General features: G+C 43.6%; 19 protein-coding genes. 15 read left to right on the top strand and 4 right to left on the bottom strand.

Annotated elements, in window-relative coordinates:
• Positions 1-49: 49 nt before the first annotated feature.
• The 3 genes from mnmG to T355_RS14670 all read left to right on the top strand — a co-directional run bounded on the left by mnmG (position 50) and on the right by T355_RS14670 (position 3,329).
• Entirely contained in the window at positions 50-1,939 is a 1,890-nt protein-coding gene (mnmG, locus tag T355_RS0104575) for a tRNA uridine-5-carboxymethylaminomethyl(34) synthesis enzyme MnmG (RefSeq protein WP_027396722.1), read from the top strand.
• Entirely contained in the window at positions 1,929-2,645 is a 717-nt protein-coding gene (gene rsmG / locus T355_RS0104570) for a 16S rRNA (guanine(527)-N(7))-methyltransferase RsmG (protein WP_027396721.1), read from the top strand. Before mnmG ends, rsmG begins: the two co-directional genes overlap by 11 nt.
• Before the next feature lie 75 nt (positions 2,646-2,720).
• The gene (locus T355_RS14670; protein ID WP_051555373.1) at positions 2,721-3,329 is read left to right on the top strand and encodes a hypothetical protein; all 609 of its coding nucleotides are present in this window, start codon (positions 2,721-2,723) and stop codon (positions 3,327-3,329) included.
• Between the two features lie 225 nt (positions 3,330-3,554).
• On the opposite strand, the gene pfkA is transcribed toward T355_RS14670, so the two are convergent.
• Complete coding sequence (gene pfkA, locus T355_RS0104560) at positions 3,555-4,517, bottom strand: 6-phosphofructokinase (protein WP_027396720.1); 963 nt, start codon at positions 4,515-4,517, stop codon at positions 3,555-3,557.
• Between the two features lie 318 nt (positions 4,518-4,835).
• On the opposite strand from pfkA, the gene T355_RS0104555 reads away from it, so the two are divergent.
• Positions 4,836-6,008, top strand: a complete 1,173-nt coding sequence (locus T355_RS0104555; RefSeq protein ID WP_027396719.1) for a phosphoribosylaminoimidazolecarboxamide formyltransferase — start codon at positions 4,836-4,838, stop codon at positions 6,006-6,008.
• A 480-nt stretch (positions 6,009-6,488) separates the two neighbouring features.
• Here the strand turns inward: T355_RS0104555 and T355_RS0104550 are convergent, their stop codons facing one another.
• Complete coding sequence (locus T355_RS0104550) at positions 6,489-8,864, bottom strand: homocysteine S-methyltransferase family protein (protein WP_027396718.1); 2,376 nt, start codon at positions 8,862-8,864, stop codon at positions 6,489-6,491.
• A 144-nt stretch (positions 8,865-9,008) separates the two neighbouring features.
• Positions 9,009-9,677, bottom strand: coding sequence for a methionine synthase (locus tag T355_RS0104545; RefSeq protein WP_027396717.1), 669 nt, complete (start codon positions 9,675-9,677; stop codon positions 9,009-9,011).
• Between the two features lie 175 nt (positions 9,678-9,852).
• Here T355_RS0104545 and T355_RS0104540 point away from each other — a divergent pair, with 175 nt between their 5' ends.
• The 9 genes from T355_RS0104540 (at position 9,853) to T355_RS0104500 (ending at position 19,745) form a co-directional block, all read left to right on the top strand.
• Positions 9,853-10,611, top strand: coding sequence for a ParA family protein (locus T355_RS0104540; RefSeq protein WP_027396716.1), 759 nt, complete (start codon positions 9,853-9,855; stop codon positions 10,609-10,611).
• On the top strand, positions 10,604-11,635 hold the full coding sequence (locus T355_RS0104535; protein WP_037329853.1) for a ParB/RepB/Spo0J family partition protein: 1,032 nt from the start codon (positions 10,604-10,606) through the stop codon (positions 11,633-11,635). Before T355_RS0104540 ends, T355_RS0104535 begins: the two co-directional genes overlap by 8 nt.
• Before the next feature lie 22 nt (positions 11,636-11,657).
• On the top strand, positions 11,658-12,164 hold the full coding sequence (locus tag T355_RS0104530) for a DUF4446 family protein (RefSeq protein ID WP_027396714.1): 507 nt from the start codon (positions 11,658-11,660) through the stop codon (positions 12,162-12,164).
• A 110-nt stretch (positions 12,165-12,274) separates the two neighbouring features.
• Positions 12,275-13,210, top strand: a complete 936-nt coding sequence (locus tag T355_RS0104525; protein ID WP_027396713.1) for a M23 family metallopeptidase — start codon at positions 12,275-12,277, stop codon at positions 13,208-13,210.
• 24 nt (positions 13,211-13,234) lie between these two features.
• On the top strand, positions 13,235-13,621 hold the full coding sequence (locus T355_RS0104520) for a bactofilin family protein (protein ID WP_027396712.1): 387 nt from the start codon (positions 13,235-13,237) through the stop codon (positions 13,619-13,621).
• An 87-nt stretch (positions 13,622-13,708) separates the two neighbouring features.
• Positions 13,709-14,113 carry a thioesterase family protein gene (locus tag T355_RS0104515; RefSeq protein ID WP_027396711.1) on the top strand — a complete coding sequence of 135 codons (405 nt, stop codon included), beginning with the start codon at positions 13,709-13,711 and terminating at the stop codon, positions 14,111-14,113.
• Between the two features lie 549 nt (positions 14,114-14,662).
• Entirely contained in the window at positions 14,663-15,769 is a 1,107-nt protein-coding gene (locus T355_RS0104510) for a glutamate synthase (protein ID WP_027396710.1), read from the top strand.
• Entirely contained in the window at positions 15,757-17,388 is a 1,632-nt protein-coding gene (locus T355_RS0104505; protein WP_027396709.1) for a glutamate synthase-related protein, read from the top strand. The genes T355_RS0104510 and T355_RS0104505 overlap by 13 nt, the downstream gene beginning before the upstream one ends.
• Before the next feature lie 17 nt (positions 17,389-17,405).
• The gene (locus tag T355_RS0104500; RefSeq protein ID WP_027396708.1) at positions 17,406-19,745 is read left to right on the top strand and encodes an FAD-dependent oxidoreductase; all 2,340 of its coding nucleotides are present in this window, start codon (positions 17,406-17,408) and stop codon (positions 19,743-19,745) included.
• A 206-nt stretch (positions 19,746-19,951) separates the two neighbouring features.
• Here T355_RS0104500 and T355_RS0104495 read toward each other — a convergent pair whose 3' ends face one another.
• Positions 19,952-20,725, bottom strand: coding sequence for a DeoR/GlpR family DNA-binding transcription regulator (locus T355_RS0104495; RefSeq protein ID WP_027396707.1), 774 nt, complete (start codon positions 20,723-20,725; stop codon positions 19,952-19,954).
• 364 nt (positions 20,726-21,089) lie between these two features.
• Here T355_RS0104495 and T355_RS0104490 point away from each other — a divergent pair, with 364 nt between their 5' ends.
• Entirely contained in the window at positions 21,090-22,286 is a 1,197-nt protein-coding gene (locus tag T355_RS0104490; RefSeq protein ID WP_027396706.1) for a multidrug effflux MFS transporter, read from the top strand.
• A 39-nt stretch (positions 22,287-22,325) separates the two neighbouring features.
• On the top strand, positions 22,326-23,627 hold the full coding sequence (locus tag T355_RS0104485) for a M18 family aminopeptidase (protein ID WP_027396705.1): 1,302 nt from the start codon (positions 22,326-22,328) through the stop codon (positions 23,625-23,627).
• Positions 23,628-23,944 lie beyond the last annotated feature (317 nt).

Raw genomic sequence — 23,944 nt, 5'->3', positions numbered from 1 at the left:
ATTGGCAGCCGGATGAGGTATTTTATAAATGGAAAACGCAACTGACAAGCTGTTTATAGCTGGAAAATATGATGTAATTGTAATTGGTGCCGGTCATGCGGGAGTGGAGGCTGCTTTGGCTTCTGCCCGTATGGGCTGTAGCACATTGTTGGCTACTCTCAGTATGGATAATATTGCCCTTATGCCATGCAATCCTTCTGTTGGGGGACCTGCCAAGGGACATTTGGTAAGGGAGCTGGATGCTCTTGGTGGCCAGATGGGTATTAATGCAGATGAGACATGTATTCAGTTTAGGATGCTGAATACCGGAAAGGGTCCTGCTGTTCATGCCATACGTGCCCAGGCTGATAAAAAGCATTATCAGTTCCGCATGAAGGAAGTATGCGAAAATACTGAAAACCTTGATGTTAAGCAGCTGATGATTGATAAGCTCATTATTGAGGATAATGAGATAAAGGGTATTATCACCGAAAATATGGAGCAGTATCTTTGTGATGCGGCTATTTTGGCAACGGGAACATATTTAAAGGGCCAGATTATTATCGGTCTTCATACATATTCCGGTGGGCCTAGCGGTCAGCGCTCAGCGGAAAAGCTGTCCCAGTCTCTATTGGATGCAGGCATTAAGCTGATGCGTTTTAAGACTGGTACTCCTGCCAGAGTAGATGCCAGAACTCTTGATTATGATAAGATGGAGATTCAGCCGGGTAATGATGAGGCCCGTAATTTCTCCTTTATGAGTGATATTACCACAAGGGAGCAGACTCCATGCTGGCTTACTTATACTAATGCCCAAACCCATAAAATTATTATGGATAATATAGATAGGGCGCCAATGGCTAATGGTATTATTAAGGGCATCGGCCCAAGATATTGTCCTTCAATTGAAACAAAGCTCATAAGATTTCCAGATAAGGAAAGACATCAGCTGTTTCTTGAGCCGGAGGGACTGCATACCAATGAGGTTTATGTACAGGGAATGTCAACCTCTTTGCCAATGGATGTACAGATAGATTTTCTCCACACCATTCCTGGTCTGGAGCATGCCAAGGTCATGCGTGCGGGCTATGCTATTGAGTATGACTGCCTTGATCCATTGCAGCTGAAGCCAACCCTGGAGCTTAAGAAAATATCAGGGCTATTTTCCGCAGGACAGGCTAACGGTACCTCTGGCTATGAGGAGGCTGCAGCCCAGGGTATTATTGCGGGCATAAATGCAGCTTTGAAGGTGCAGAACAAGGAGCCATTGATTTTAAAGCGTTCTGATGCCTATATTGGTGTGCTTATTGATGATTTGGTTACCAAGGGTACCAGTGAGCCATATAGAATTATGACTTCCAGAGCAGAGTACCGTCTGATTTTACGTCAGGACAATGCGGACCAGCGGCTGACTCCATTGGGTCGAAAGGTTGGCCTTGTAAAGGATGATCGCTGGGAGAGATTTACCAAAAAGATGGCGGTTATTAATGAAACTGTTGATTTATTAAAGGAAAGAAAGCTGAATCCAAATCAGGAGACCTTGAAGCTTCTGGCAGATAATGGCATTGAGGAAATCCGCAATACCATCAGTCTTTACGATTTGCTGAAGCGTCCTGATATTAATTATGATAAATTGAAGGAAATATTCGGCTTGCCAGAGATTAATGAGGAAGCAAAGCAGCAGGTGGAAATTTCCATCACCTATGAGGGCTATATAAAGAAGCAGCTGGAACAGGTGGAGAAGATGAAGAAGCTGGAAGAGAAGCTGATTCCGGAATCCATCGATTATGCTCTTGTGGCTAATCTTAGAGATGAGGCCAGAGAAAAGCTGGCTGATATAAGGCCTATTTCCATTGGTCAGGCCGCCAGAATTTCCGGTGTATCCCCGGCTGATATTTCCGTGCTGATGATATATCTGGAACAGCAAAAAAGGATAGAGGAGACAAAAAATGAGCTTTAAGGAGAACTTGAAGGATGCAGCAGATAAATATGGTATTTCCTTAAATGAAGTTCAGATAGATCAGTTTGATAAATATTTTCAGCTTCTTATTGAATGGAATGAAAAAATAAATCTTACTGCCATTACTGAGCCAAAGGAAGTGGCCATAAAGCACATGATAGATTCTCTGACCTGCTGGGACGATGGAAGGTTTATGGGGGATATCAGCGTAATAGATGTGGGTACCGGAGCAGGATTTCCCGGTATTCCTTTGAAAATTTTTAAGCCTGGTATAAAGCTCACCCTTCTGGATTCTCTAAATAAAAGAATTAATTTTCTCCAGACTGTGGTGGACGAATTGGGACTTCAAAATGTGGAGTGCATTCATGCCAGAGCTGAGGAGGGTGCCAGAAATAAAAAGCTGAGAGAGAGCTTTGATTTGGTGGTGTCCCGTGCTGTGGCCAGACTTCCTGTATTGGCAGAATATTGTCTGCCCTTTGTAAAGAAAAACGGTACCTTTGCTGCCCTAAAGGGAATGAAATTTGCAGAGGAGGCTGAAGCTGCCAAAAAGGCCCTGTCCATATTGGGTGGTGGCAAGGCAGAATGTGTGGAGGTTAAGCTGCCATACCTTGAAGATAAGCGGGCTGTGATTTATATAAAAAAGGAAAAAAACACTCCAAAGGTTTATCCACGAAAGGCGGGAACTCCTGATAAAAATCCTCTTTGATTCTAAAGGATTATTGGATTTTTTATAGAAGTGTTATATGATATGTTATATAGATTACACAGACAGGATGTGATTATGGTGAAGAAAAGTATCATACTGCTTTTTACTGTTTTATCCATATTATGCAGCTTTAGTATTGTAAGTGCCGATGGCGTTCAACAGCCACCTGGTAGCTCAGACAGCTCTTCTGAGGATACTGCTGAAAAGGCACCAAGCAGATTTATAAGGTTTGCCGAGGATGAGTCCTATGTTTATTATTTAGACAAAAAGGATTCCGGATGGGTACGAAGACCATATACCATGGATAAATACGTTATTGAAGCCTGGGTTAAGATGGTGCCTTATGAATACGCAACCTATGAAATGTATAGTCCTGAGGCGGATGATTCCAGATATTTCCTGGAGCATTATCTGGTGGATCCCCAGAACAAGAAAATTCAATTTCTGTGTGAGATAGAGGTTGAAGGGGGCAGACCTCAGAACAATATAAAGCAGAGGAAATACGATCACAAGCATTGGGAGCCTTTGATTCCTGAAAGCGTGGAGGATACCGTATATCATGCAGTTGTTGATAAATATGGTAAGTCCAATGAGGATAACACATGGAAGACTATTGATGAAATTATTGACGGTCTCTTCAGTGTAAGGGTATTGAAGGAAGTTATAAAGATGGGCAAGATTTAATTATTCACAGAAATATTGAATTGTCCACAAAAAAATCGAACATATTTGTGAATATGTGAATAAAATTGTGGATAACTTATTAAAAAGTCTACCACAGGGAAACAAAAAATCCTGTAGAACCTTGATATTACAAGGGTCTACAGGATTTTTAATTTAATAGTAAGCTGTTATTAACTTGTGAATAATTGTCACTAAAAACCAATTTATACGTCAGTAATTACATGATTAATTGAGTTGTTTTGCCAAACGCATAAACTCATCATTCATGTGCTTTTTATTGGTAATAGCATCGTGAAGATCAATTGCTACAACCTTACCCTGATTAAAGCCAAATACCACGTCGGACTGACCAGCGATTAATGCCAGGGCTGCCTTTTCTCCAAGCTGACTTGCCTTTACGCGGTCACGCACAGAAGGGGAACCACCACGCTGAATGTGACCAAGTACGGATACACGCACATCCATATTTGTCTTTTCTTCAATGTATTTGCCAATATCAAGGGAGCTGCCCACACCCTCAGCAACGACGATAAGGGAATACCTTCTGCCCTGTTCGTAGGATTTTATTATACCGTTACAGATGTCATCAAGATTATACTCTTCCTCAGGGACAAGAATAAACTCTGCACCACCGGCAATACCGGCCAGCATGGCCAGCCAGCCACAGTGGCGTCCCATTACCTCAACTACCGCAATGCGGTTATGTGAGGAAGCAGTATCACGGAGCTTGTTAATGGCATCAATAATGGTATTGGCCGCTGTATCGCAACCAATGGTATAATCGGTGCCCCATACATCGTTATCAATAGTTCCAGGAAGTCCCACAATAGGAACTCCGGTTTCCAGGCTGAGCTGGGTAGCACCACGGAGACTGCCGTCACCACCGATAATGACAAGACCTTCAATACCGCGTTTTTTCATGTTTTCATAGGCCTGCATACGGCCCTCTTCAGTCATAAAGCGCTTGCAGCGGGCTGTACCAAGAATTGTTCCACCACGCTGAATAATATCACTTACGCTGCGGGAGGTCATTTCTTCCATTTCTTCATCCAAAAGACCACGGTAGCCATTGTAAATACCCCAAACCTTTACCCCTTCAAAGAGAGCAGTACGGACAACTGCACGGAGTGCTGCATTCATTCCAGGACTGTCGCCACCGCTGGTTAAAACGCCAATGCTTTTTAACATATTCTATACCCCCTGTAAATATTTTAAGTATCACTTATCACTAGTTAATCCCACACTAATGAATTGACAAAAAAACATACTGATGTTACAGTAAATTCGTGGCTGTAATAACGAGCTTTAATATGTTCCCTTCCTCTTTAGGTGGAGGGAAAAAAACTACAACAGCTGGCGAGCATATCTACCAGCTCGTTGAAACGCTAATTGGAAGATTTTTCTTCTGAAGAAGAAAAATTTGAACAATGGCGTTATAATGACGTAGTTGAAACGTCCTTGGAATTATTATAGCGCAGTTGATAAATTAAATAAAGGAGTAAAAAGATGCAAGAATTAGAATTGAAGTACGGTTGTAATCCTAATCAGAAACCTGCCCGGGTATTTGTAAAGAATGGGGACATTCCTTTTACAGTATTAAACGGCAAGCCAGGCTATATTAATTTGCTGGATGCCATGAACAGCTGGCAGTTGGTTCAGGAGCTGAAACAGGCCACCGGTCTTCCAGCAGCCGCATCCTTTAAGCATGTTAGTCCTGCTGGAGCTGCCGTTGCCACTCCATTACCGGAAATTCTTCAAAAGGTTTACTTCGTAGAAGGTATTGAGCTTTCACCTATTGCCACTGCTTATATAAGAGCAAGAGGTGCTGATCGTATGTCTTCCTATGGTGATTTCGTGGCCCTTTCTGATGAATGCGATGCCCAGACTGCTTCATTTCTGGCAAGAGAGGTTTCTGACGGCATCATTGCACCATCCTATTCTGCTGAAGCCCTGGAGATTTTAAAAACCAAGCGCAAGGGCACATATCTGGTACTTCAGATGGATACAAACTTTAAGCCAGCTGAGCTGGAGCAGAAGGAAGTATTCGGCATTACCTTTGAGCAAAAGCGCAATGATGTGAAAATTACCGAGGAATGCCTGAAGGAAATTCCTACCAAGTCAAAATCCTTCACTGAAGCAGCAAAGCGTGATCTTCTTATTGCATTAATTACTCTAAAGTATACCCAGTCAAATTCTGTTTGTTATGCCAAGGACGGACAGGCCATTGGCATTGGTGCCGGTCAGCAGTCCCGTGTGCACTGTACCCGTTTGGCTGGTAACAAGGCTGATGTGTGGCATCTTCGTCAGCATCCAAAGGTTTTGGCGCTGCCATTTAAGGATGAGGTTCGTCGTCCAGACCGTGATAATGCTATTGATGTATATATCGGTGAGGAGTGGGAAGACCTGCTGGAAACCGATGACTGGAAGCGGGTATTCACTGAAAAGCCAGAGCCTCTTACCAGAGAGGAAAAGAAAGCATATTTAAAGACCATCAGTGGTGTAGCCCTTGGTTCTGATGCATTCTTCCCATTTGGTGATAATGTGGAGCGTGCACATAAGAGTGGTGTAGAGTTCATCGCCCAGGCCGGTGGTTCTATCCGTGATGATAATGTAATTGAAACTGCAGATAAATATGGAATGACCATGGCATTTACTCATATTCGCCTGTTCCATCATTAATTATTAATTCAATATACTATATTAAAATACCCTGCTCAATATGAGCAGGGTATTTGTGTATATGAAATTGTTTCACGTGAAACATTTTCATATAATTTTATTCGGGTCCTGTCATGGGATAGGCCATTCATTTGCTTCGCAGTGCCACATCAATTTTATTTATATACTTAAATTAGTATGGACGGGCTTCGCGGCCGTCCGCCACTTCATATTGGCTTAAATAGATTACGAGTTGATGTGTCATTTTGAGCTCAGCATGCTTCATGTCCTTATCCAATGCCACCCGTTACTTTATGATTTTGCGGGGGAATTTTTTCGCCTGCAAGATCGGAGTCCTTATGCCGTAGGCTCATCATGGGTACTAAATACATATACACATCGATGTATGTGCGACTGTGTCGCCTTCGAAGAAGACTAAACACTTAGTACATGATGATTTGGACGGAGGGATGAAGCCGAAAAAGTTTCACCGCTAAAAATTTACTTAGAAATTATATCATTTGCGATGTTTAACGCGATGACTGCGTCCTGGGCATAGAAGTCGGCCCCGGCTTCGTCTGCATAATCCTGGGTCAGTGCAGCACCACCAACAATAACCTTTGAAGTATTTCCACTTTCCTTTAACTGGCGAATTACTTCATCAATTTCCGTCATGGTGGTGGTCATTAATGCGCAAAGACCAACTATATCAGCGTCATTTTTTATGGCACTAGCCACAATTTCCTCTGCAGGTACATCCTTGCCTAAGTCAATAAGGTTGAAGCCACTGTTTTCCAACAAAGCACCAACAATATTCTTACCGAGATCATGGACATCACCCTTTACAGTGGCCAGGACTACTGTACCTTTGCCTTCACCTTCCTTGGCAGGGTATTTTTCCTTTATGATATTAAATGCACTGCGCATTGCCTCTGCAGAAAGCAAAACCTGTGGCAGGAATACTCGTCCGGCCCCAAAGTCAACGCCTATTTCATTCATGGCAGCAGTGAGGGCTTTTTCTGTAAGCTTATTTGGATCGATATTGTCGGCAAATGCTCTTTCAAGAAGCTCTGGCATGGCGTCTGCATTTCCTTCAATAACTGCCTGCTTTATAGCCTCCAGGGGAGCTAAATCCTCCTGCTTTGCTACAGCAGCCTTTTTAGGAACAGAGAGATTTTTTTCATTGGTGCTGAAGTCCTTGCCATTAGGGTCCTTGCCTAAGAGCGCCATGCTGGCCATAAGAGCATTTTGCATCTGCTCATCATAAGGGTTCATAATTGGCGCATCCAGGCCAGCAGCCAGACACATGGCAAAGAAGGTGCTGTTTATTAGGGGCCTGTTAGGCAGACCAAAGGAAATATTACTTAATCCCATGGTGGCAGGATAACCGTATTTTTCTCTGTACAGTCTAAGGGTATTAAGCACATGGGCACAGGCATATTGGTCAGCAGCCACAGTCATTACCAGACCATCCAAAAGAAAATCTCCGTCCTTTAAGCCTGCCTTTTTGGCTTCACTAATAATAATATCCATAACCTTGAGGCGTTCCTCGGCAGTTTTGGGAATACCATCATCAGTTAATGGCAGACAGAGTATAGCTGCACCATATTTTATTGCCAATGGGATAAAGGTGCGAAGTCTTTCTTTTTCAGCGCTGACAGAGTTGATTAATGCTCTGCCGGGATAAGCCCGTAAGCCAGCCTCTAAAACCTCTGGGTCACTGGTGTCGATTACCAATGGTGCATCAGTGAGCTGGGATATTTCCGTTATGGCCTTCTTCATGGCTTTGGCCTGGTCTATACCGCCAACTCCCATATTTACATCAAGAAGTTTGGCACCAGCCTTCACCTGGTCCATTGCTTCCTTCTTTACGGAAAGGAAGGACCCATCCTTGATTTCAGCTGCCAGCTTTTTACGTCCAGTGGGATTGATTCGCTCCCCAATTAATACTGTTGGCAGCTCCTTATCAACAGCTACAGTTTTACTGCGGCTGGATAACATAAGGCGACGGCGCAGAGGCTTAAAGGTTGGTTCCGGGAAATCCTTTAGGGCATCCTTTATGGCTGCTATATGAGCCGGGGATGTACCACAGCAGCCACCAATATAGGTCGCACCAGCCTGCACCAGCTTAGGGGCCCAATTACCAAAATCCTCAGGTCCCATAGGGAAGGTGGTTTTTCCGTTAACCAGCTGTGGAAGTCCCGCATTTGGTTGTACACTAATAGGCTTTTCTGTATTTTCTGAAAGGATCTTTACAATGGGCACAAGCTGCTCAGGACCAAGAGAGCAATTTATACCAATAATATCTGCCCCCATTGCATCTAAGGTAATGGCCGCTGTTTGTGGGTCAGTACCAGTAACAGTTCTGCCATCTTCGCTATAGGAAAGCTGACAAATAACTGGAAGTTTGGTAACTTCCTTGGCAGCCAGTAAAGCTGCACGCATTTCCTGCAGGTCAATGGAGGTTTCTATAAGAATATAATCGGCGCCACCTTCTGCTAAGGCAGCGGCCTGTACCTTATAGTTTTCATAGGCATCCTCGAAATCCAAATCACCTAATGGCTTTATGAATTTTCCTGTTGGTCCCATACTGCCGGCAATTTTTACCTTATCGCCTGCTGCTGCTCTGGCAGCTTTAACAGCAGCTATATTAATTTCTCTGGCCCGTTCACTGAGATCATAATGAGCCAGCTTTAATGGTGAGGCACCAAAGGTATTTGTTTCTATTATAGTGGATCCGGCATCAATATACTGTTGATGAACAGCAGTAATTTCCTCCGGCCTATCTACATTCAGAAGCTCGGGGCAATAGCCTGGAGCCAGAAGTCCCTTTTGCTGTAAAATTGTGCCCATGGCACCGTCAAATATGTGAATCATAAAATCATTCCTTATATTATGTGTAAATGTATTAGTTAGGTTCCTGTCATGTGGGTGTTCCATTCATGACATAACAATTATCAATATTAGCTACATAATAGGTATATACTAGACAGTATATAGGTTTCCAGCTTCACACGCAAGCTATTTCCTAGCTAAACAGTTGGTTTTATCACAGGCTGCACAATTGTGTTTTTCTGCTTCATTTGTACAGTTTCCTTCTATTATATATAGCCCTATAATTGCAGTTATGGATTTTCTTGGCTCCAGCATCATGGATTCAGTGAGGTGGACTCCTATTATATCAGCCTTTGATGTACGTATCATTTCAGGCTGCTGCTCTATTGGCCAGTCTCCATAGCCGGGACTAAAACGCCATTTCATTTTATATCCCTGACGGGATACTTTCTCAAAGATAGCCTTCTCCATTAAATCAGCATTTTGTTCCACTGCTGATGTAGCTGCTGCATCAAGAATTAGTGACAGGGCATACTTTCCTTCCTTAAATAAAGAAGTTATTTTGTCCTCAATTTCCTGCCCCACAGTTGCGGATAACAGCACCACCTTATCACATCCCATGAGATGCTTCTTGATGGATTCCCCCTGAATATGAAATGGGGGAGTGGAAGCGATGGTTTGGGACGTATCATCATAATCGTATATTTCCCAGTTACCAGTGGGGTGAATAATTAACCGCGCCAGTTCACAGGCTTCTTCAATTATTTTCTCATCGAATTCTGATTGTCTGAGACCGGCATATCTTTTTGTTTCTGATTTGTCTATTTCAAAAAAAGGCGAGTTGAAGATTGCCATAGTATTACCTCGTATTCAAATTGTTTCACGTGAAACATTTTGTAAATAATCTCACTCTATTTTGCCATGAAGAAAAATAAAAAACAATTACTTTTCATATCGAAAAAAATTCCTATTAATGGTACAATGTATAAGTACGAAAAATTCAACTATGTATAGTAAGGTCGGTGACTAAATGGGCAAGGTAATTGCTGTTGCAAATCAGAAAGGCGGCGTAGGCAAGACCACAACCTCCGTCAGCCTAAGTGCTGCTTTGGCAGAAAAGGGAAAAAAGGTATTGCTGGTGGACTGTGATCCTCAGGGAAACGCAACAAGTGGCTTTGGCATCAACAAGCAGGAGCTGGAGCTCAGTATATACGATATTATAATCGATGAATGGGAAATTTCCGATATTATATTACCGACTGAATACAAGATAGATATTGCTCCATCCCAGATTGGTCTGGCTGGTGCAGAAATTGAGCTGGCTTCTCTGGAGGACAGAGAGTATAGACTACAAAAGGCAATTAGCAAGGTGAAGGATAACTATGATTATATAATTATTGATTGTCCACCATCCCTTGGCTTTTTGACTCTTAATTCCTTAGCTGCGGCAGATTCTGTTCTTATTCCACTGCAGTGCGAGTTCTATGCTTTGGAGGGACTTTCCCAGCTTCTCAATACTATTGAAATGATTAAGTCCAAAATTAATGTAAATCTTTACATTGAGGGCGTTGTCCTCACCATGTATGATTCCCGTACCAACCTTTCACAGCAGGTTGAGGCAGAGGTTCGCAATCATATTGGTGACAGAGTATATAATACTACTATTCCACGAAACGTAAGGCTTAGTGAGGCACCTTCCTATGGTTGCCCAATTTTTGCCTATGACCCTTCTTCCAAGGGAGCACAGGCATATATGGACCTTGCACAGGAGGTTATAGATAATGGTTAAGAAAAAAGGTGGCCTCGGCCGTGGCCTTGGTGCTTTAGGTCTTGGTGGCGCAACAGTAAATAAGCCTGCAAAGCCACAGGAAAACAAAAAGGAACAGCTCCATGCTGTAAAGAGTAATGACGGCAAATCTGAGGTATCAGCGGTAACAGCTTCACCACAGGAGATAGAAGTAAGTAAAATTAAGGTAAATCCAAATCAGCCACGTACTGAATTTGATGAGGAAGCCTTAAATGCCCTTCAGGATTCTATAAAGGAATATGGAGTTCTTCAGCCAGTAATTGTCAGAAAGACTGCCAAGGGATATGAGCTTATAGCCGGTGAAAGAAGACTTCGGGCTTCAAAGCTTGCTGGAAAGCAAACAATTCCTGCTATTATAAAGGAATTCAACGATGCCCAGATGACAGAAATTGCCCTCATTGAGAATATTCAGCGTGAAAACCTGAATCCTGTTGAAGAGGCCCATGCTTACCATCATCTTTTATCTGATTATGGTCTAACCCAGGATATGCTTTCCAAGAAGGTGGGCCGCAGCCGTTCACATATTGCCAATTTCCTTCGCCTTTTGAAGCTGTCTGAGAAGATTCAGGCTATGCTGGTGGAAGGCAAAATTTCCATGGGACAGGCAAAGCCACTTTTGGCCATTGAGGATATCGACTTGCAAGAAAAGGCTGCAAACTTTATAATAGACAATGATTTGTCTGTACGTAAGGTTGAAGCATTGGTAAAACAGCTGTTAAAGCATCCTGATTACTTTGATGAAAAGCCGGTGGATACCAAGGGTGTGGATACAGATCCTGCTCAGCTGTTTATTTTGGATGCAGAGGATAAGTTAAAAATGGTTCTCGGCACGTCGGTTCGTATAAAGGGTACAGGCAAGAAGAAAAAGCTGGAAATTGATTTTACTTCCCAGGATGATTTGGAGAGAATCATTGATTTGCTTACAGAAAAGGTAAGGGCAAATGATAATGCTGAAAAGCTGAAAAAGCTAAGAGAATTTTCCACTACAGGAAAGTTTAACGTTTAATATGAAATGGAGTTTACAGTAAATGGATAATACCGAAATAATGAAGTTCGTCGTTAATAATCTCAGCTATATGGTGGCTGCACTGGGCGTGTTGATGATTGTCATGTATCTGATGATGATAAATGTAATATATAATATCAATTATATGAAGAAGCGTTACAAGAAAATGATGACTGGTGTGGATGGTGCCAATCTTGAACGCCTTATAATTGGCTGTGTGGATGACGCTAAGGCTGTATCCGAGGAAAATCAGGAAATCAAGCGTAATATTGAGGATATAAAAGCTCTTCTTCAGCAGGCCATTACAAAGGTGGCTGTTGTCCGCTTCCGCGCCTTTGAGGATATGGGCAGTGATCTTAGCTATGCTGTTGCTATGCTTGACTCAGATAATAACGGCGTTGTAATGTCCAGTATTTTTGGTCGTGAGGATTCCCGCAGTTATGTAAAGCCTATTACTGCAGGAAAATCCACTTATCAGATGACCAGCGAAGAGGAAGATGCCCTGAGACAAGCCATGGCTCAGCGATAATTAATAAAAAGATAAATAATTTCTACTATTTGAAAATTAATGGACTCTATGATATAATGTTTCAGCTATAGAGTCTATTTTATTGTGATGAATTGTTTGGAGGATTTTATTTGGACAAGAAAGGAAATACTGTGGATAATCGCGAGTATACTATCAAGATTATCCCTCATCAGGGATCTGATGTACGAAGTGTGCATTTGCCAATGCAATGGATTAAGTACGCACTGTTCTCTGTTGCAGCAGTGGTTATATTGTTGGCTGGTGCCTTCAGCTACTCCGTGTACAGTAGTTATTCCCTGAGAAATGAAGCCTCACAGATTGAGAAACTTAAGGAAGCAAACAGCCTTCAACAGGAACAGCTCCTGGAATTGTCAAAGAAGGCAACAAACCTTCAGGATGAAGTAGAACAGCTCGGTCAGATAGAAAAAGAGCTTCGTCAGCTTTCCGGTGTTCCAGGTGATGATACTGGTGATGCCAACAGCAATGCTGGTGATGGCACCCATAATGGTCAGGGTGGTCCATATAAGCAGTTGGATCTGAAGGATGTAAGCAATGCTCTTGATAATGTGGAAAAGCGGGTTGCTCAGCGCAGGGCGAGCCTTACCAGATTAAGAGATATCTTAAATGAACAGCATCGTCAGATTCAGCAGCAGGAGAGTGTAAATGCATCTACTCCTTCTATTTGGCCATCCACTGGTGATGTAAGCTCTCCATTTGGTATGAGATGGGGTGGCAGTGATTTTCACCCAGGCATTGATATTGCTGATGATTATGGCACTCCTATCGTGGCTACTGCTGATGGTATCGTTACTGTGGCTGGCTGGAATTCCGGCGGTTATGGCAACATGGTAGATATTGATCATGGCAACGGCTTCATGACCAGATATGGACATGCCCAGCAGGTTGTAGTTAGCGCTGGTGATCATGTTAAGCGTGGTCAGGTTATTGCATATATGGGAAGCACTGGCTTTAGCACTGGCCCTCATGTTCATTATGAGGTTAGGGTTAATGGTCAGGTTGTTAATCCGTCAGGATATATTAGGTAAGATCGTTTTATAAGGAGAAGATCAATGTTTGGTAGCATGAAGAAGCAGTTGGAAGGTACTAACAGAAATGATATAGAGACCATTATTGGTGCGAACACCATTATTAAAGGAGAGATTAATGGTAGCAGCAATCTTCGTGTTGATGGTACCGTTGAAGGTTCTATAACAGTTTCTGGCAACGTTCTTATTGGTGAAAACGGCCGTGTTAAGGGCGATATTGTAGCTCCAGAGCTGATGGTTTCCGGTCAGGTTGAGGGCAATGCAACTATTGAAAATGGCTTGTCCATCTATTCTACTGGCTCCCTTATTGGTGATGTTAAGGTTGGCAGCCTGAAGATTGAGGATGGTGGCGTATTCAAGGGCCACAGCGAGATGACCTTCAAAGCTGCAGAGCCAGTATTTGCAGATTAATTAGTAATAAAGCTGTGATGAAATGATTTCATTTCGTCACAGCTTTTCTTTTATTTTAAGTATTACAAGCGAGAGAGGTGTTTTGTAATGGAGTTCATGAAGGAAGAAATAAAGGTGGGGCTGACGAATATCGTAACTGAAAGGGTTACAGATAAAAACACAGCCAAAACAATGGGGAGTGGCAGTCTGGAGGTTTATGCCACCCCGGCCATGACATGTCTTATGGAAAAGGCCGCCACAGAGGCACTGGAGCCATTATTAACAGAGGGCTGGACCACTGTGGGCATATCACTGAATATTAAACATAAGGCCGCAACTCCTACTGGCCTGAATGTAAGGGCCGAGGCCCGGGTAACTGCTGTGGATGGCAGAAAGATAACCTTTGAGGTGAAGGCCTTTGATGACAGGGAAGAAATCGGCTCCGGCACCCATGAACGCTTTGCAGTAATGAAGGAGAAATTCATGGCCAAAGCCCTGGGGAAGGCGCAATAAAATATTTAACAGTTACTTTCAGACGCAAAAACAGACGCAAAAATTTACGTTTGCTTTTGCGTCTGTTTTAGTTTGAACAATGGCGTTATAAAATAAGAAGGCTTTTGTCCTACACATGGGCTATAGTATACCAATAGATGTATATGGTGTAAAATGACAGAATATTTAGCTTGTATACCGAAAAACAATACAAAACATACATAATATGATATATTGTAATAATTAGGTCGAACTAGACAGGACAAGGGTTCACTGGTATTGTATACAATATTTTTTTTATATTCCTGTATAACAGAGAATAAAATATGTATAAATATACACTATAGAGTTATTCGAAAAACATATAAATACAATAAAAATAAGGATATTATTGTAATAATATATGAATAATTATATTGACAGTTAGAATAATGATACATATAATTATATTTGTTACTCAAACGGGATGTATTGCAGAAAAACAAATGTCTTTGCTGAGTATTTTAAAAATTAACTTAGTTGTCATTTTTAACTAAAAATCTGATTAAGGTGTATTGGAGGAGTGTTACGATGTGTAGAATTGGTTCAATAAAAAGTAAGGTGCCTGTTCATCCATCTAAAGCCTTACATTTGATGCTTCCTCAGCAGGAGGGGCATGATAATTCAGGCTTCGCCATGGTAATGCAGGATTTATATGGTACTTTTGCCAACTATAAAGACAAACCACTCCTTTCCATGGCCTGTACCCAGAAGGGCAACCAGATGGTAGAGGAATACATGGATGCCCATAACTTTGTGCAGCTGGCTGAGTGGATTCCTATTCCAGATAAGCGTCCAGGACTTGATATACAGGCTATGCCATATTATGTTTTCAGAAATTACGATTTTCCGGAGCATTACAATGAGCTGTCCGAGGAAGAGAAGCAGAACCTTTTGCTTGATACCCGTCTGGCCCTTCGCAAGATGCTGGAGGAGGCAGGGGAAGGCTTTGTTTATTCCTTCTGGCCGGATGTGCTTACTTTAAAGGAAATAGGAGATCCCCGCGATATTGCCACCTATTTCCATCTTTGGGATGATCATGGCGGACTCATGGCGAAAAATATCGTGGTTCAGTGCCGTCAGAATACTAATTATGATATTGTTCGCTATGCGGCCCACCCTTTCTTTTTGCAGGGCTATACCCTCTGTGCCAATGGCGAGAATACCTTCTATACAAAAAATAAGGAGTTTCAGAAGTCCCTCCATCGTGGCTACATCGGTTTTGAATCCGATTCCCAGTGCTTCCTGTATACCCTTCATTATGTCCTTCACGAGCTGAAGTGGCCTATTAATTATTTCAAGCACGTTATTACTCCACTGCCATTTGAGGAAATCGAGGAGCGTGAGGATAAAGAGGTGCTTAAGGCAATTCGTCAGTCTTTGGCCCATCTTGAAATCAATGGCCCAAATACAATTATTGCCACCCTGCCAGATAATCGAATGATTACCTGCTGTGATTCCAAGAAGCTCCGTCCGGTCGTTCTTGGCCAGGATGAAAATATGATAGCCATTTCCTCTGAGGTCTGCGGTCTTAATGAAATAATGCCGGACCGTGACAGGGAAAAGGATATCTATCCTAATGAGCGTGAAGTAATTGTTATCGATAATGAACTGGAGGTACAGAGATGGAAGCAGTAAAAACACAGGATGTGTCTGTAAATGACCTTTCTTGGAAAATCGAATATCATGCTGACCGCTGTACCATGTGCGGCAGCTGCGTGGCCACCTGTTCCTTCAAGGCTATTGAGGTAAAGACCCAGGCCCAGTCCATCGTGGTATCCACGGATAGCCAGCCAAATCCGGAGCATCGTCATATTGCCCGTCCTATTATTACCCAGAAGGCAAGTCTTACTGACTATTGTCGTGGTTGTGGCATGTGCGAAAAGGTGTGCCCTAACAACGCCATTCGTCCTGTACGCAATGTGGACACTCGCCAGGTGCTCCTTTCCAAGGACAGCGGTCCAATTAAGCGTGGTGGCCGTACAAATCTTAATGCTCAGCGTACATTGGACAGCATTGTGGTTGGCCGTATTTCTCAGATGACAGACCCTTCCCTGGATTCTGCCCGCCATACCTTTGATATCCGTTCCCCATTGGGACGGGTTCTTTCACCAAAGGAGCTGCCCTTCAGACTGGAAAATGGCAAGATGGTTATGGACCATAAGGCTCCACCTGTAAACTGGATTTATCCTCTTATCTTTTCTGATATGTCCATCGGTGCTCTGTCCACCCGTGCCTGGGAGGCTGTGGCCCTGGCCTGTGCCTATCTCAACGAGAAGTGCGGTCTGCCAGTTCGTATGAGCTCTGGTGAGGGCGGTATGCCGGTTAAATTAATGGAATCAGATTATCTAAAATATTTTATCTTGCAGATTGCCTCCGGTCATTTTGGCTGGAACCGTATTATAAAGGCAATTCCCCACATGGTAACGGATCCTGCCGGTGTACTTATTAAAATTGGACAGGGTGCAAAGCCAGGTGATGGCGGTCTTTTGCCGGCAGCCAAGGTTGCAGAGCATGTACAGGCCATTCGTGGTGTTCCAAAGGCAACCCTTTCCTCACCACCAAATCATCAGGGCCTATATTCAATAGAAGAATCTGTGCAGAAGATGCACTTATCACTTAATGCCGCTTTTGGCTTCAGAGTACCTGTTGCCATTAAGTGTGCGGCTTCTGCCACTTCCGTATCCGTATATAACAATTTGCTCCGTGATCCCTATAAGATTTGCGGTGGCTTCTTCCTGGATGGTATTCAGGGCGGTACTGGTGCTGCCAATGAGGTTTCCCTTGATCATACTGGTCATCCTGTGGTTTCCAAGATTCGTGACTGCTACAATGCGGCCGTTAAGCAGGGCCTTCAGGGTCAGATCCCTCTTTATGGCGGCGGTGGTATTGGTCTTACGGGCAATGCGGCAGCCGATGCCTTTAAGATGATCTGCCTTGGTGCCAACGGCGTATTTGTGGGTAAGGTACTCATTCAGCTTTTAGGCTGTGTGGGCAATGAACACGGTCGCTGTAATTCCTGTAATACTGGCAAGTGTCCAATGGGTATCTGTACTCAGGATCCTCGTCTGGTTAAGCGTCTTGATGTGGATAAGGGTGCCCAGAAAATTGTGGATTATGTTTTGGCCTTTGATGCCGAGCTGAGAAAGCTGATGGCTCCTATTGGCAACAGCTCATTGCCTGTGGGCCGCAGTGATGCCCTCGTTTCTACTGACAAGGCCATTGCGGACAAGCTGGGAATTCAGTATGTATGCTAAGGAAGGAGCGGTAAGATATGTTTAAAATTGATACAATGAAGGGACATGAGCGTATGTCCACCCAAGACCTGCTCCTTCAAATTGAAGCAGCTGTACGGTCTGGAGAAACTGAGTTTGAAATTGCGGCTTCTGGTCAGCATGATATAGGTGGTCCGTTATGGAACAGTGAAGGAAAAAAACTCACCTTCCACGTTACAAATGCGGGTCAGCGTGTGGGCTCCATGTGCCTGCCAAATACGGAGATCGTGGTGGAAGGCTCCACCTCCGCTGATGTGGGCTGGCTTAATGCTGGTGGCGTTATCACCGTAAAGGGTGACGCTGGTGATACTGCGGGCCATTGCTCCGCTGGTGGTAAGATTTTCATCGGTGGTCGTGCTGGTACCCGCAGTGGTTCTCTGATGAAGCATGACCCACTTTACGAAGAGCCGGAGCTTTGGATTTTGAAAAATACAGGTTCCTTCTCCTTTGAGTTTATGGGAGGGGGCCGGGCCATCGTCTGTGGCTACGATTCAGAACAATTTGAGTCTGTTCTCGGGGAGCGGGCCTGCGTAGGCATGGTAGGTGGCGTGGTTTACGTCCGTGGTCCTGTATCCACCTATCCAAAGGACATTAAATGTCTGGAGCTGGAGCAGGAGGATATTGATTTCCTCAACTCCGGCATGGATGAATTCCTTGGCAAAATAGAGCGTCAGGAGTTAAAGGGTGAGCTTTCCCAGTGGAGTCAGTGGAAAAAGCTCCGTCCTCTTACCTTTGAGGAAAAGAGTGCCACTCCATCAAAGAAAATGACTATAAAGGAGTTCCGCACCCAGGAATGGGTAAAGGGAGGTATTTTCTCTGACGTTGCCATGGATGATTTTGCGGTTCATAACACCATTTCCAATGGCCTTTATCGTTTACGAGTTCCAAGCTGGGATAATGCCAAGTATGCGGCTCCTTGTGAGTTCAGCTGTCCTACTGGCATTCCTACCCAGCTTCGCTATAATTTGATTCGTCAGAGCAGATTGCAGGAGGCCATTGAGCTGGAGCTTCAGTACACTCCATTCCCAGGCTCTGTATGTGGCAGTGTTTGTCCTAACCCTTGTATGGATGGCTGTACCCGTGGCACCATTGATGAGGCAATTCAGATTGGTCCATTGGGTTATCTTTCTGCTTTTACCAAGGTGAAGAAGCCAGCTGTGTCCACTGGCAAGAAGGTGGGCATCATAGGCGGTGGTGTAGCCGGTCTTTCCGCAGCCTGGCAGCTGGCCCGTAAGGGACATGAGGTATTCGTCTTTGATGATGCAGAGAAAATGGGTGGTAAGCTGGAGCAGGTTATTCCTAGAGGCAGGCTTTCCCATGATCTTTTGGAGGCAGAATTAAAACGCATAGAAGAAATAGGTGTAAAATTCGTTCCAAATTGCAAGGTGGACAAGGATAGCTTTAAGCATTTTCAGGATACCTATGATGCAGTAATAATTGCCAATGGCGGACATGAATCCCGTTACTTTAACTGGGAGGGCAAGGAGCTGCTTACTATGGGTTTGGATTTCCTTAAGAAGGTAAATCGTAGTGAAAATCCAAAGGTTGGCAAGCGTGTTGTGGTAATCGGTTGCGGTAACTCCGGTATGGACACCTGCCGTGCGGCCTTTGATATGGGGGCTGAATCCGTGGTGGCTGTAGATGTGCAGAAGCCGGCGGCCTTTGCTGATGAAATTCAGTATGTGGAAGGCCGGGGCGGCAAGCTGGTATGGCCGTTCTTCACGGAGAAGATTACCAAGGATGGAGTTTATGCCAATGACGGACGCTTTATCCCAGCAGATGAGGTAATTGTATCCATAGGTGAGGCACCAATTTTGGATTTCCTGCCAGAGGATGATTCTATTAAGAAGTTCCGGGACAGCTGGCTGATTACCAATAAGGATAAATCAATTTTGCCGGGGGTCTTTGCTGCCGGTGATGTTATTAAGCCTGGTCGTTTAACCGATGCCATTGGTGATGGTATCAAGGCCGCTTACTATGCTGATCTGTATGTAATGGGAAAGGAATATGTTCCATTTCCTGAAAAGGAAAAGATTCCGGCAGAGCGTCTTTCCAAGGCTTATTTTGAAAAGTGCCATCATTGTCAGCTGGGGGACCCGGCAGATGATCATACCCGTTGCGTAAGCTGCGGTACTTGCCGTGACTGTAAGATGTGTCTGGAATCATGTCCGGAAAAGGCCATCAGCCGCATAGAAAATGAGGATGGCTCCTGGACCTATGTATCAGATCCAAATAAATGTATTGGGTGCGGTATTTGTGCTGGTGTATGCCCATGTGGTGTATGGAGTATAAATGACAATCCTGAGCCAATCAAGATGTATCGCACATATAACAAGTAATATTTATATGGCGGGGACCATCTGAAGGACATTTTTTGCCTTGGTACTTAGTGAATCCAAGCTGAAAGCGCAGGGTGAACTTAGTACCGCTAGGCAAAATACTAAGCGCGAGCGGTCCAAAGATGGTTTTCGCCATATTATTATAATATGACAATAAAAATGCGACCTACAGATTCAATATCTGCAGGTCGCATTTTTGTTATCCTTTAGTCATCACATACGATAACTTCTATATTATGTTCTGCGAAGAATTCCTTATAACGGGCTGGCAACTCCTTATCCACTACAATGCAGTCAATTTCGTCCAGATTGCAGAAGGAAATAAGGGATGCGGAATCAATTTTTGTGCTGTCCACCATGAGAATTTTCTTACCGGTTTTGTCCACCAGATAACGCTTGATATCACATTCCAGTGGAGAAGCAGTGGTAAGTCCGTTTTCTATGGAAATCCCTGTACTGGAAATGAAAATCTTGGAAATGTTGTACTGCTTCAGACAGTTCAGCACGCTTGGTCCCACAAAGGCCTTGGTAGGGGCGTAGATGGTGCCACCGGTGGCAATAATGTTGAATTTTGCAGATGCCGCCGCAATGTTTATAACGTGAATGCTGGCAGTAACGATGGTAATGTTGTGCTTATCCTCCAGATAAGGCATCATGTGCATGGTAGTGGTACCGGAATCTATGTAGATAACATCGTCATCCTGTACCAGACTGGCTGCCATACGGGCAATTTTTTGCTTGTGAATCTTGTCACTGTTATCTTCTGGTACCATGGTTGGAGCTTTGGCCTGTGGAGCCTCCTGCTCCTGAAGCACAATGCCACCATATACCTTGCTGATGGTGCCCCGCTTTTCCAGCTCGGCAATATCACGGCGTATGGTATTTTTGGATACATCAAAGGTGGTACACAGATCATTAATGGAAATGCTTTTTTTCTCTTCAAGCAGTTCCTGAATTTTACGGAGACGATTGATTTTCATTCATTCACCTGTATTCTAACGAAAAATAAACTCATCAAATACTCACACATAAAGTAATCATAAAAAGATGATAATATTATGAGTATGTTTGTGTTAATTATATCGTAATGTACCAGTTAATACAAGATAGAATAATAAAAAATACCAAAAGTATATCATTATCACAATTATTAGAATATTTGCCCATATTCATGTAAAAATCCAAAGAAGATAATGGAGCAGCATACCCGCGGAAGAAAAAATTGCTTACAAAGGAGTACTATTTGGTATATAATTAAGCCACAGACAATGGTTTTATATGTATATTTTAGGGGAAGCTGATCAGGGATTGGCTTCTTTTTCTTTAAATTCAGGAGGTAGTTTAATGAGTAAATCAAAGAGCTCTTTTTGGCTGGTTATATTTTTGGGAATAATGTCTGCCATGGCACCATTGGCTACAGATATGTATTTGCCAGCCCTGCCGGTGATGCAGGAGGATTATGCCATCAGCACTTCAATTGCACAGATGACCTTGACTATGACCATGCTGGGTATGTCCATTGGTCAGATATTTGCAGGACCTATTAGCGATATGAAGGGGCGCAAGCTGCCACTTTTATTGGGAATGCTGGTATTTATGGCAGTGTCTGTAGTTTGTGCTGTGGCAACCAATATATGGGTTTTTCTGGCGGCCCGCTTTATCCAGGGCTTTGCCGGTGCCTGTGGAATTGTAATATCCAGAGCAATTGCCCGTGATATGTGTAAGGGTGCTGAGCTGACAAAATTCTTTTCCATATTAATGATGGTAAATGGTCTGGCTCCTATTTTGGCTCCGGTTTTGGGCGGTCAGATACTGGCCTTTGGCAGCTGGCGCCATGTTTTTATGGTATTGGCAATTATCGGCCTTGTTATGGCCGGGGCAACGGTAATCTTCAAGGAAAGTCTGCCTGTGGAGCGTAGACTGAAAAATATCACCAGAACTCTCTTGACCTTTCCTATACTTATGAGAAATAAGTATTTTATGGGCCATTGCTTTGTACAAATGTTTGAATTTGCTGCTTTTTTTACATATATAGGCTGTTCATCCTTTGTATTACAGGGCATATATGAGGTTTCTCCTCAGGTGTATAGCTATATTTTTGGAGGCATTGGTGCTTCCCTTTTGTTTACGGGGGGTATACCCAGCAAGTTAGCTGGCAGGGTACGGGATGAGATTATGCTGAAATATTCTCTATGTATTCAGGCAGTAATGTCGGCACTTCTGATAGGGGCTTTTTTCTTAAATGCTCCCTTTGCAGTGATTGTAGCATTGCTTTTGTTTGCTGTAGCACCTTTATCTGTTGTGGGTGCCGCCAGCTTTTCCCTGGCCCTTTCATCCCAGGGCAGAAATGCGGGCAGTGCCTCTGCTATGCTGGGATGCTCCTCCATGATATTAGGAGCAGTAATGATGCCGATTGTGGGTATTTTTGGCACTGACAGCGGTGTTCCCATGGCAGTAATGATGCTTATAGGCTTTGTGCTGGCTATAATAACCTGTCAGTGGTATATTATTCCTGTACACAGTAATGAACAAGGGGCTTAATCTGAAATTTGAATAGGAGACTATATTGGAGGTAGGAATATGTACGGCGATATAATAGATTTGTTGGAATTTATTAAGAAATCTCCCTCTCCCTGGCATACAGCCAGTGCTGCCTCAGAGCAGCTTTTGAATGCAGGCTTTCAGGAGCTGGACTGGACTGAGGGCTGGGAGCTTCAAAGATATGGAAGGTATTTCACCAAGGTTTATGGCTCGTCTATTTTTGCCTTTACCTTGGGAAATGGTGATCTTACAGCCAAGAACAGTCTGAAGCTGGCAGCAGCCCATACGGATTTTCCCGGCTTTCGCATTAAGCCGGAGGCCGGTGTTATTAAGGATGGCTACGGTCTGTTGAATACTGAGGGATATGGTGGGGCTATATTATATTCCTGGCTGGATAGGCCGCTGTCTATTGCGGGGAAGGTGGTATTGGCGGGAAAGGATGCCATGAATCCCGTGACTGAGCTTATAGATTTTGCCCGTCCATTGATCACCATTCCGTCACTGGCCATCCACATGAACAAGAAAATCAATGAGGGTGTGGCTCTTAATAAACAAAAGGATATGCTGCCATTGGCGGCAGTATTTGGTAAAGAAAATGGGAAGGATACAGCCAAGGCCTTTTTGGAGGATCTGCTGGTAAGTGAGTTGGCTGTGTCCAAGGAGGATATTCTTTCATACGAGCTAAACATTTATCCTTACGAAGCCGGCTGTCAGTTGGGAGTGGCAGGAGAACTGGTTTCCTCACCACGCCTTGACAATATTACCTCTGTGGTAGCTTGTCTAAAGGGTATAACTGAAACACTGGGGGCAGGACTAAATATAATAGCCCTCTTTGATAATGAGGAAATCGGCAGTCGTACCAAGCAGGGAGCAGCCTCGGCCAACCTTATGCAGCTTTTGGAGCGTATATATACCTGTATGGGTTATAGCCGGGAGCAGATGTGGCAGGGGATCAATGGTGGCTTTATGCTGTCTGTGGACGTTGCCCATGGTCTCCATCCAAATTATCCTGATAAGACTGATCCTACCAATCGTCCTTTGTTGAACGAGGGCTTTGTTATTAAGCAGGCCTCCTCTCAAAGCTACGCCTGTGATGCAGAGGCTGTAGCCATGGTAAAGGGCCTGTGCCGTCAGGGGAACGATATACCTTGTCAGCACTATGTTAATCGTTCTGATATGCCCGGAGGTGCCACTTTGGGATCCATAGCATCTGCTCTGGTTCCTGTACGTACTGTGGATATAGGAGTACCTATTTTGGCTATGCACTCTGCCAGAGAGACTATGGGGGCAGCTGATCAAATATCATTGTGCCGGGTTATTAGGGAATTATTCCGGTATTAAGATTTCAGAAGCCAAGCATTATTCACAGTTATCCACATTTTTTATGTGAATAACTGTTCATAAGTGTGGATAACTAGGGGAAAAATGGCGTAGGATTGTGTAAAAATAGTATTTTGCTTGTTGATAAAGTGGTACTTTTGGAAAAGATACTCAAAAAAGTGCCACTTTTTTTATTGGGTAAAATTGCTATATTGGATCACCAGCAGCTTAGATAGATAGGTGTACAAAATATAACCATTAATTGTGTAATTACCTATAGGTAAAGGATTTATAAGGAGTATTATGCTGGGGTTCAAAGGTAATGGTGGGGATGTTAT

Source organism: Anaerovibrio lipolyticus LB2005 (assembly GCF_000621545.1).
Classification (GTDB): Bacteria; Bacillota; Negativicutes; order Selenomonadales; family Selenomonadaceae; genus Anaerovibrio; species Anaerovibrio lipolyticus_A.
Note: the sequence above shows the minus strand (reverse complement) of the source record. Positions and strands in the feature narration are given on the sequence as shown.

Bases quoted from the DNA above. Each gene is read 5' to 3' on its own strand.
- rsmG (WP_027396721.1), top strand. From the start codon at position 1,929: ATGAGCTTTAAGGAGAACTTGAAGGATGCAGCAGATAAATATGGTATT.
- T355_RS14670 (WP_051555373.1), top strand. From the start codon at position 2,721: ATGGTGAAGAAAAGTATCATACTGCTTTTTACTGTTTTATCCATATTA.
- pfkA (WP_027396720.1), bottom strand. From the start codon at position 4,517: ATGTTAAAAAGCATTGGCGTTTTAACCAGCGGTGGCGACAGTCCTGGA.
- T355_RS0104555 (WP_027396719.1), top strand. From the start codon at position 4,836: ATGCAAGAATTAGAATTGAAGTACGGTTGTAATCCTAATCAGAAACCT.
- T355_RS0104550 (WP_027396718.1), bottom strand. From the start codon at position 8,864: ATGATTCACATATTTGACGGTGCCATGGGCACAATTTTACAGCAAAAG.
- T355_RS0104545 (WP_027396717.1), bottom strand. From the start codon at position 9,677: ATGGCAATCTTCAACTCGCCTTTTTTTGAAATAGACAAATCAGAAACA.
- T355_RS0104540 (WP_027396716.1), top strand. From the start codon at position 9,853: ATGGGCAAGGTAATTGCTGTTGCAAATCAGAAAGGCGGCGTAGGCAAG.
- T355_RS0104535 (WP_037329853.1), top strand. From the start codon at position 10,604: ATGGTTAAGAAAAAAGGTGGCCTCGGCCGTGGCCTTGGTGCTTTAGGT.
- T355_RS0104530 (WP_027396714.1), top strand. From the start codon at position 11,658: ATGGATAATACCGAAATAATGAAGTTCGTCGTTAATAATCTCAGCTAT.
- T355_RS0104520 (WP_027396712.1), top strand. From the start codon at position 13,235: ATGTTTGGTAGCATGAAGAAGCAGTTGGAAGGTACTAACAGAAATGAT.
- T355_RS0104515 (WP_027396711.1), top strand. From the start codon at position 13,709: ATGGAGTTCATGAAGGAAGAAATAAAGGTGGGGCTGACGAATATCGTA.
- T355_RS0104510 (WP_027396710.1), top strand. From the start codon at position 14,663: ATGTGTAGAATTGGTTCAATAAAAAGTAAGGTGCCTGTTCATCCATCT.
- T355_RS0104505 (WP_027396709.1), top strand. From the start codon at position 15,757: ATGGAAGCAGTAAAAACACAGGATGTGTCTGTAAATGACCTTTCTTGG.
- T355_RS0104500 (WP_027396708.1), top strand. From the start codon at position 17,406: ATGTTTAAAATTGATACAATGAAGGGACATGAGCGTATGTCCACCCAA.
- T355_RS0104495 (WP_027396707.1), bottom strand. From the start codon at position 20,725: ATGAAAATCAATCGTCTCCGTAAAATTCAGGAACTGCTTGAAGAGAAA.
- T355_RS0104490 (WP_027396706.1), top strand. From the start codon at position 21,090: ATGAGTAAATCAAAGAGCTCTTTTTGGCTGGTTATATTTTTGGGAATA.
- T355_RS0104485 (WP_027396705.1), top strand. From the start codon at position 22,326: ATGTACGGCGATATAATAGATTTGTTGGAATTTATTAAGAAATCTCCC.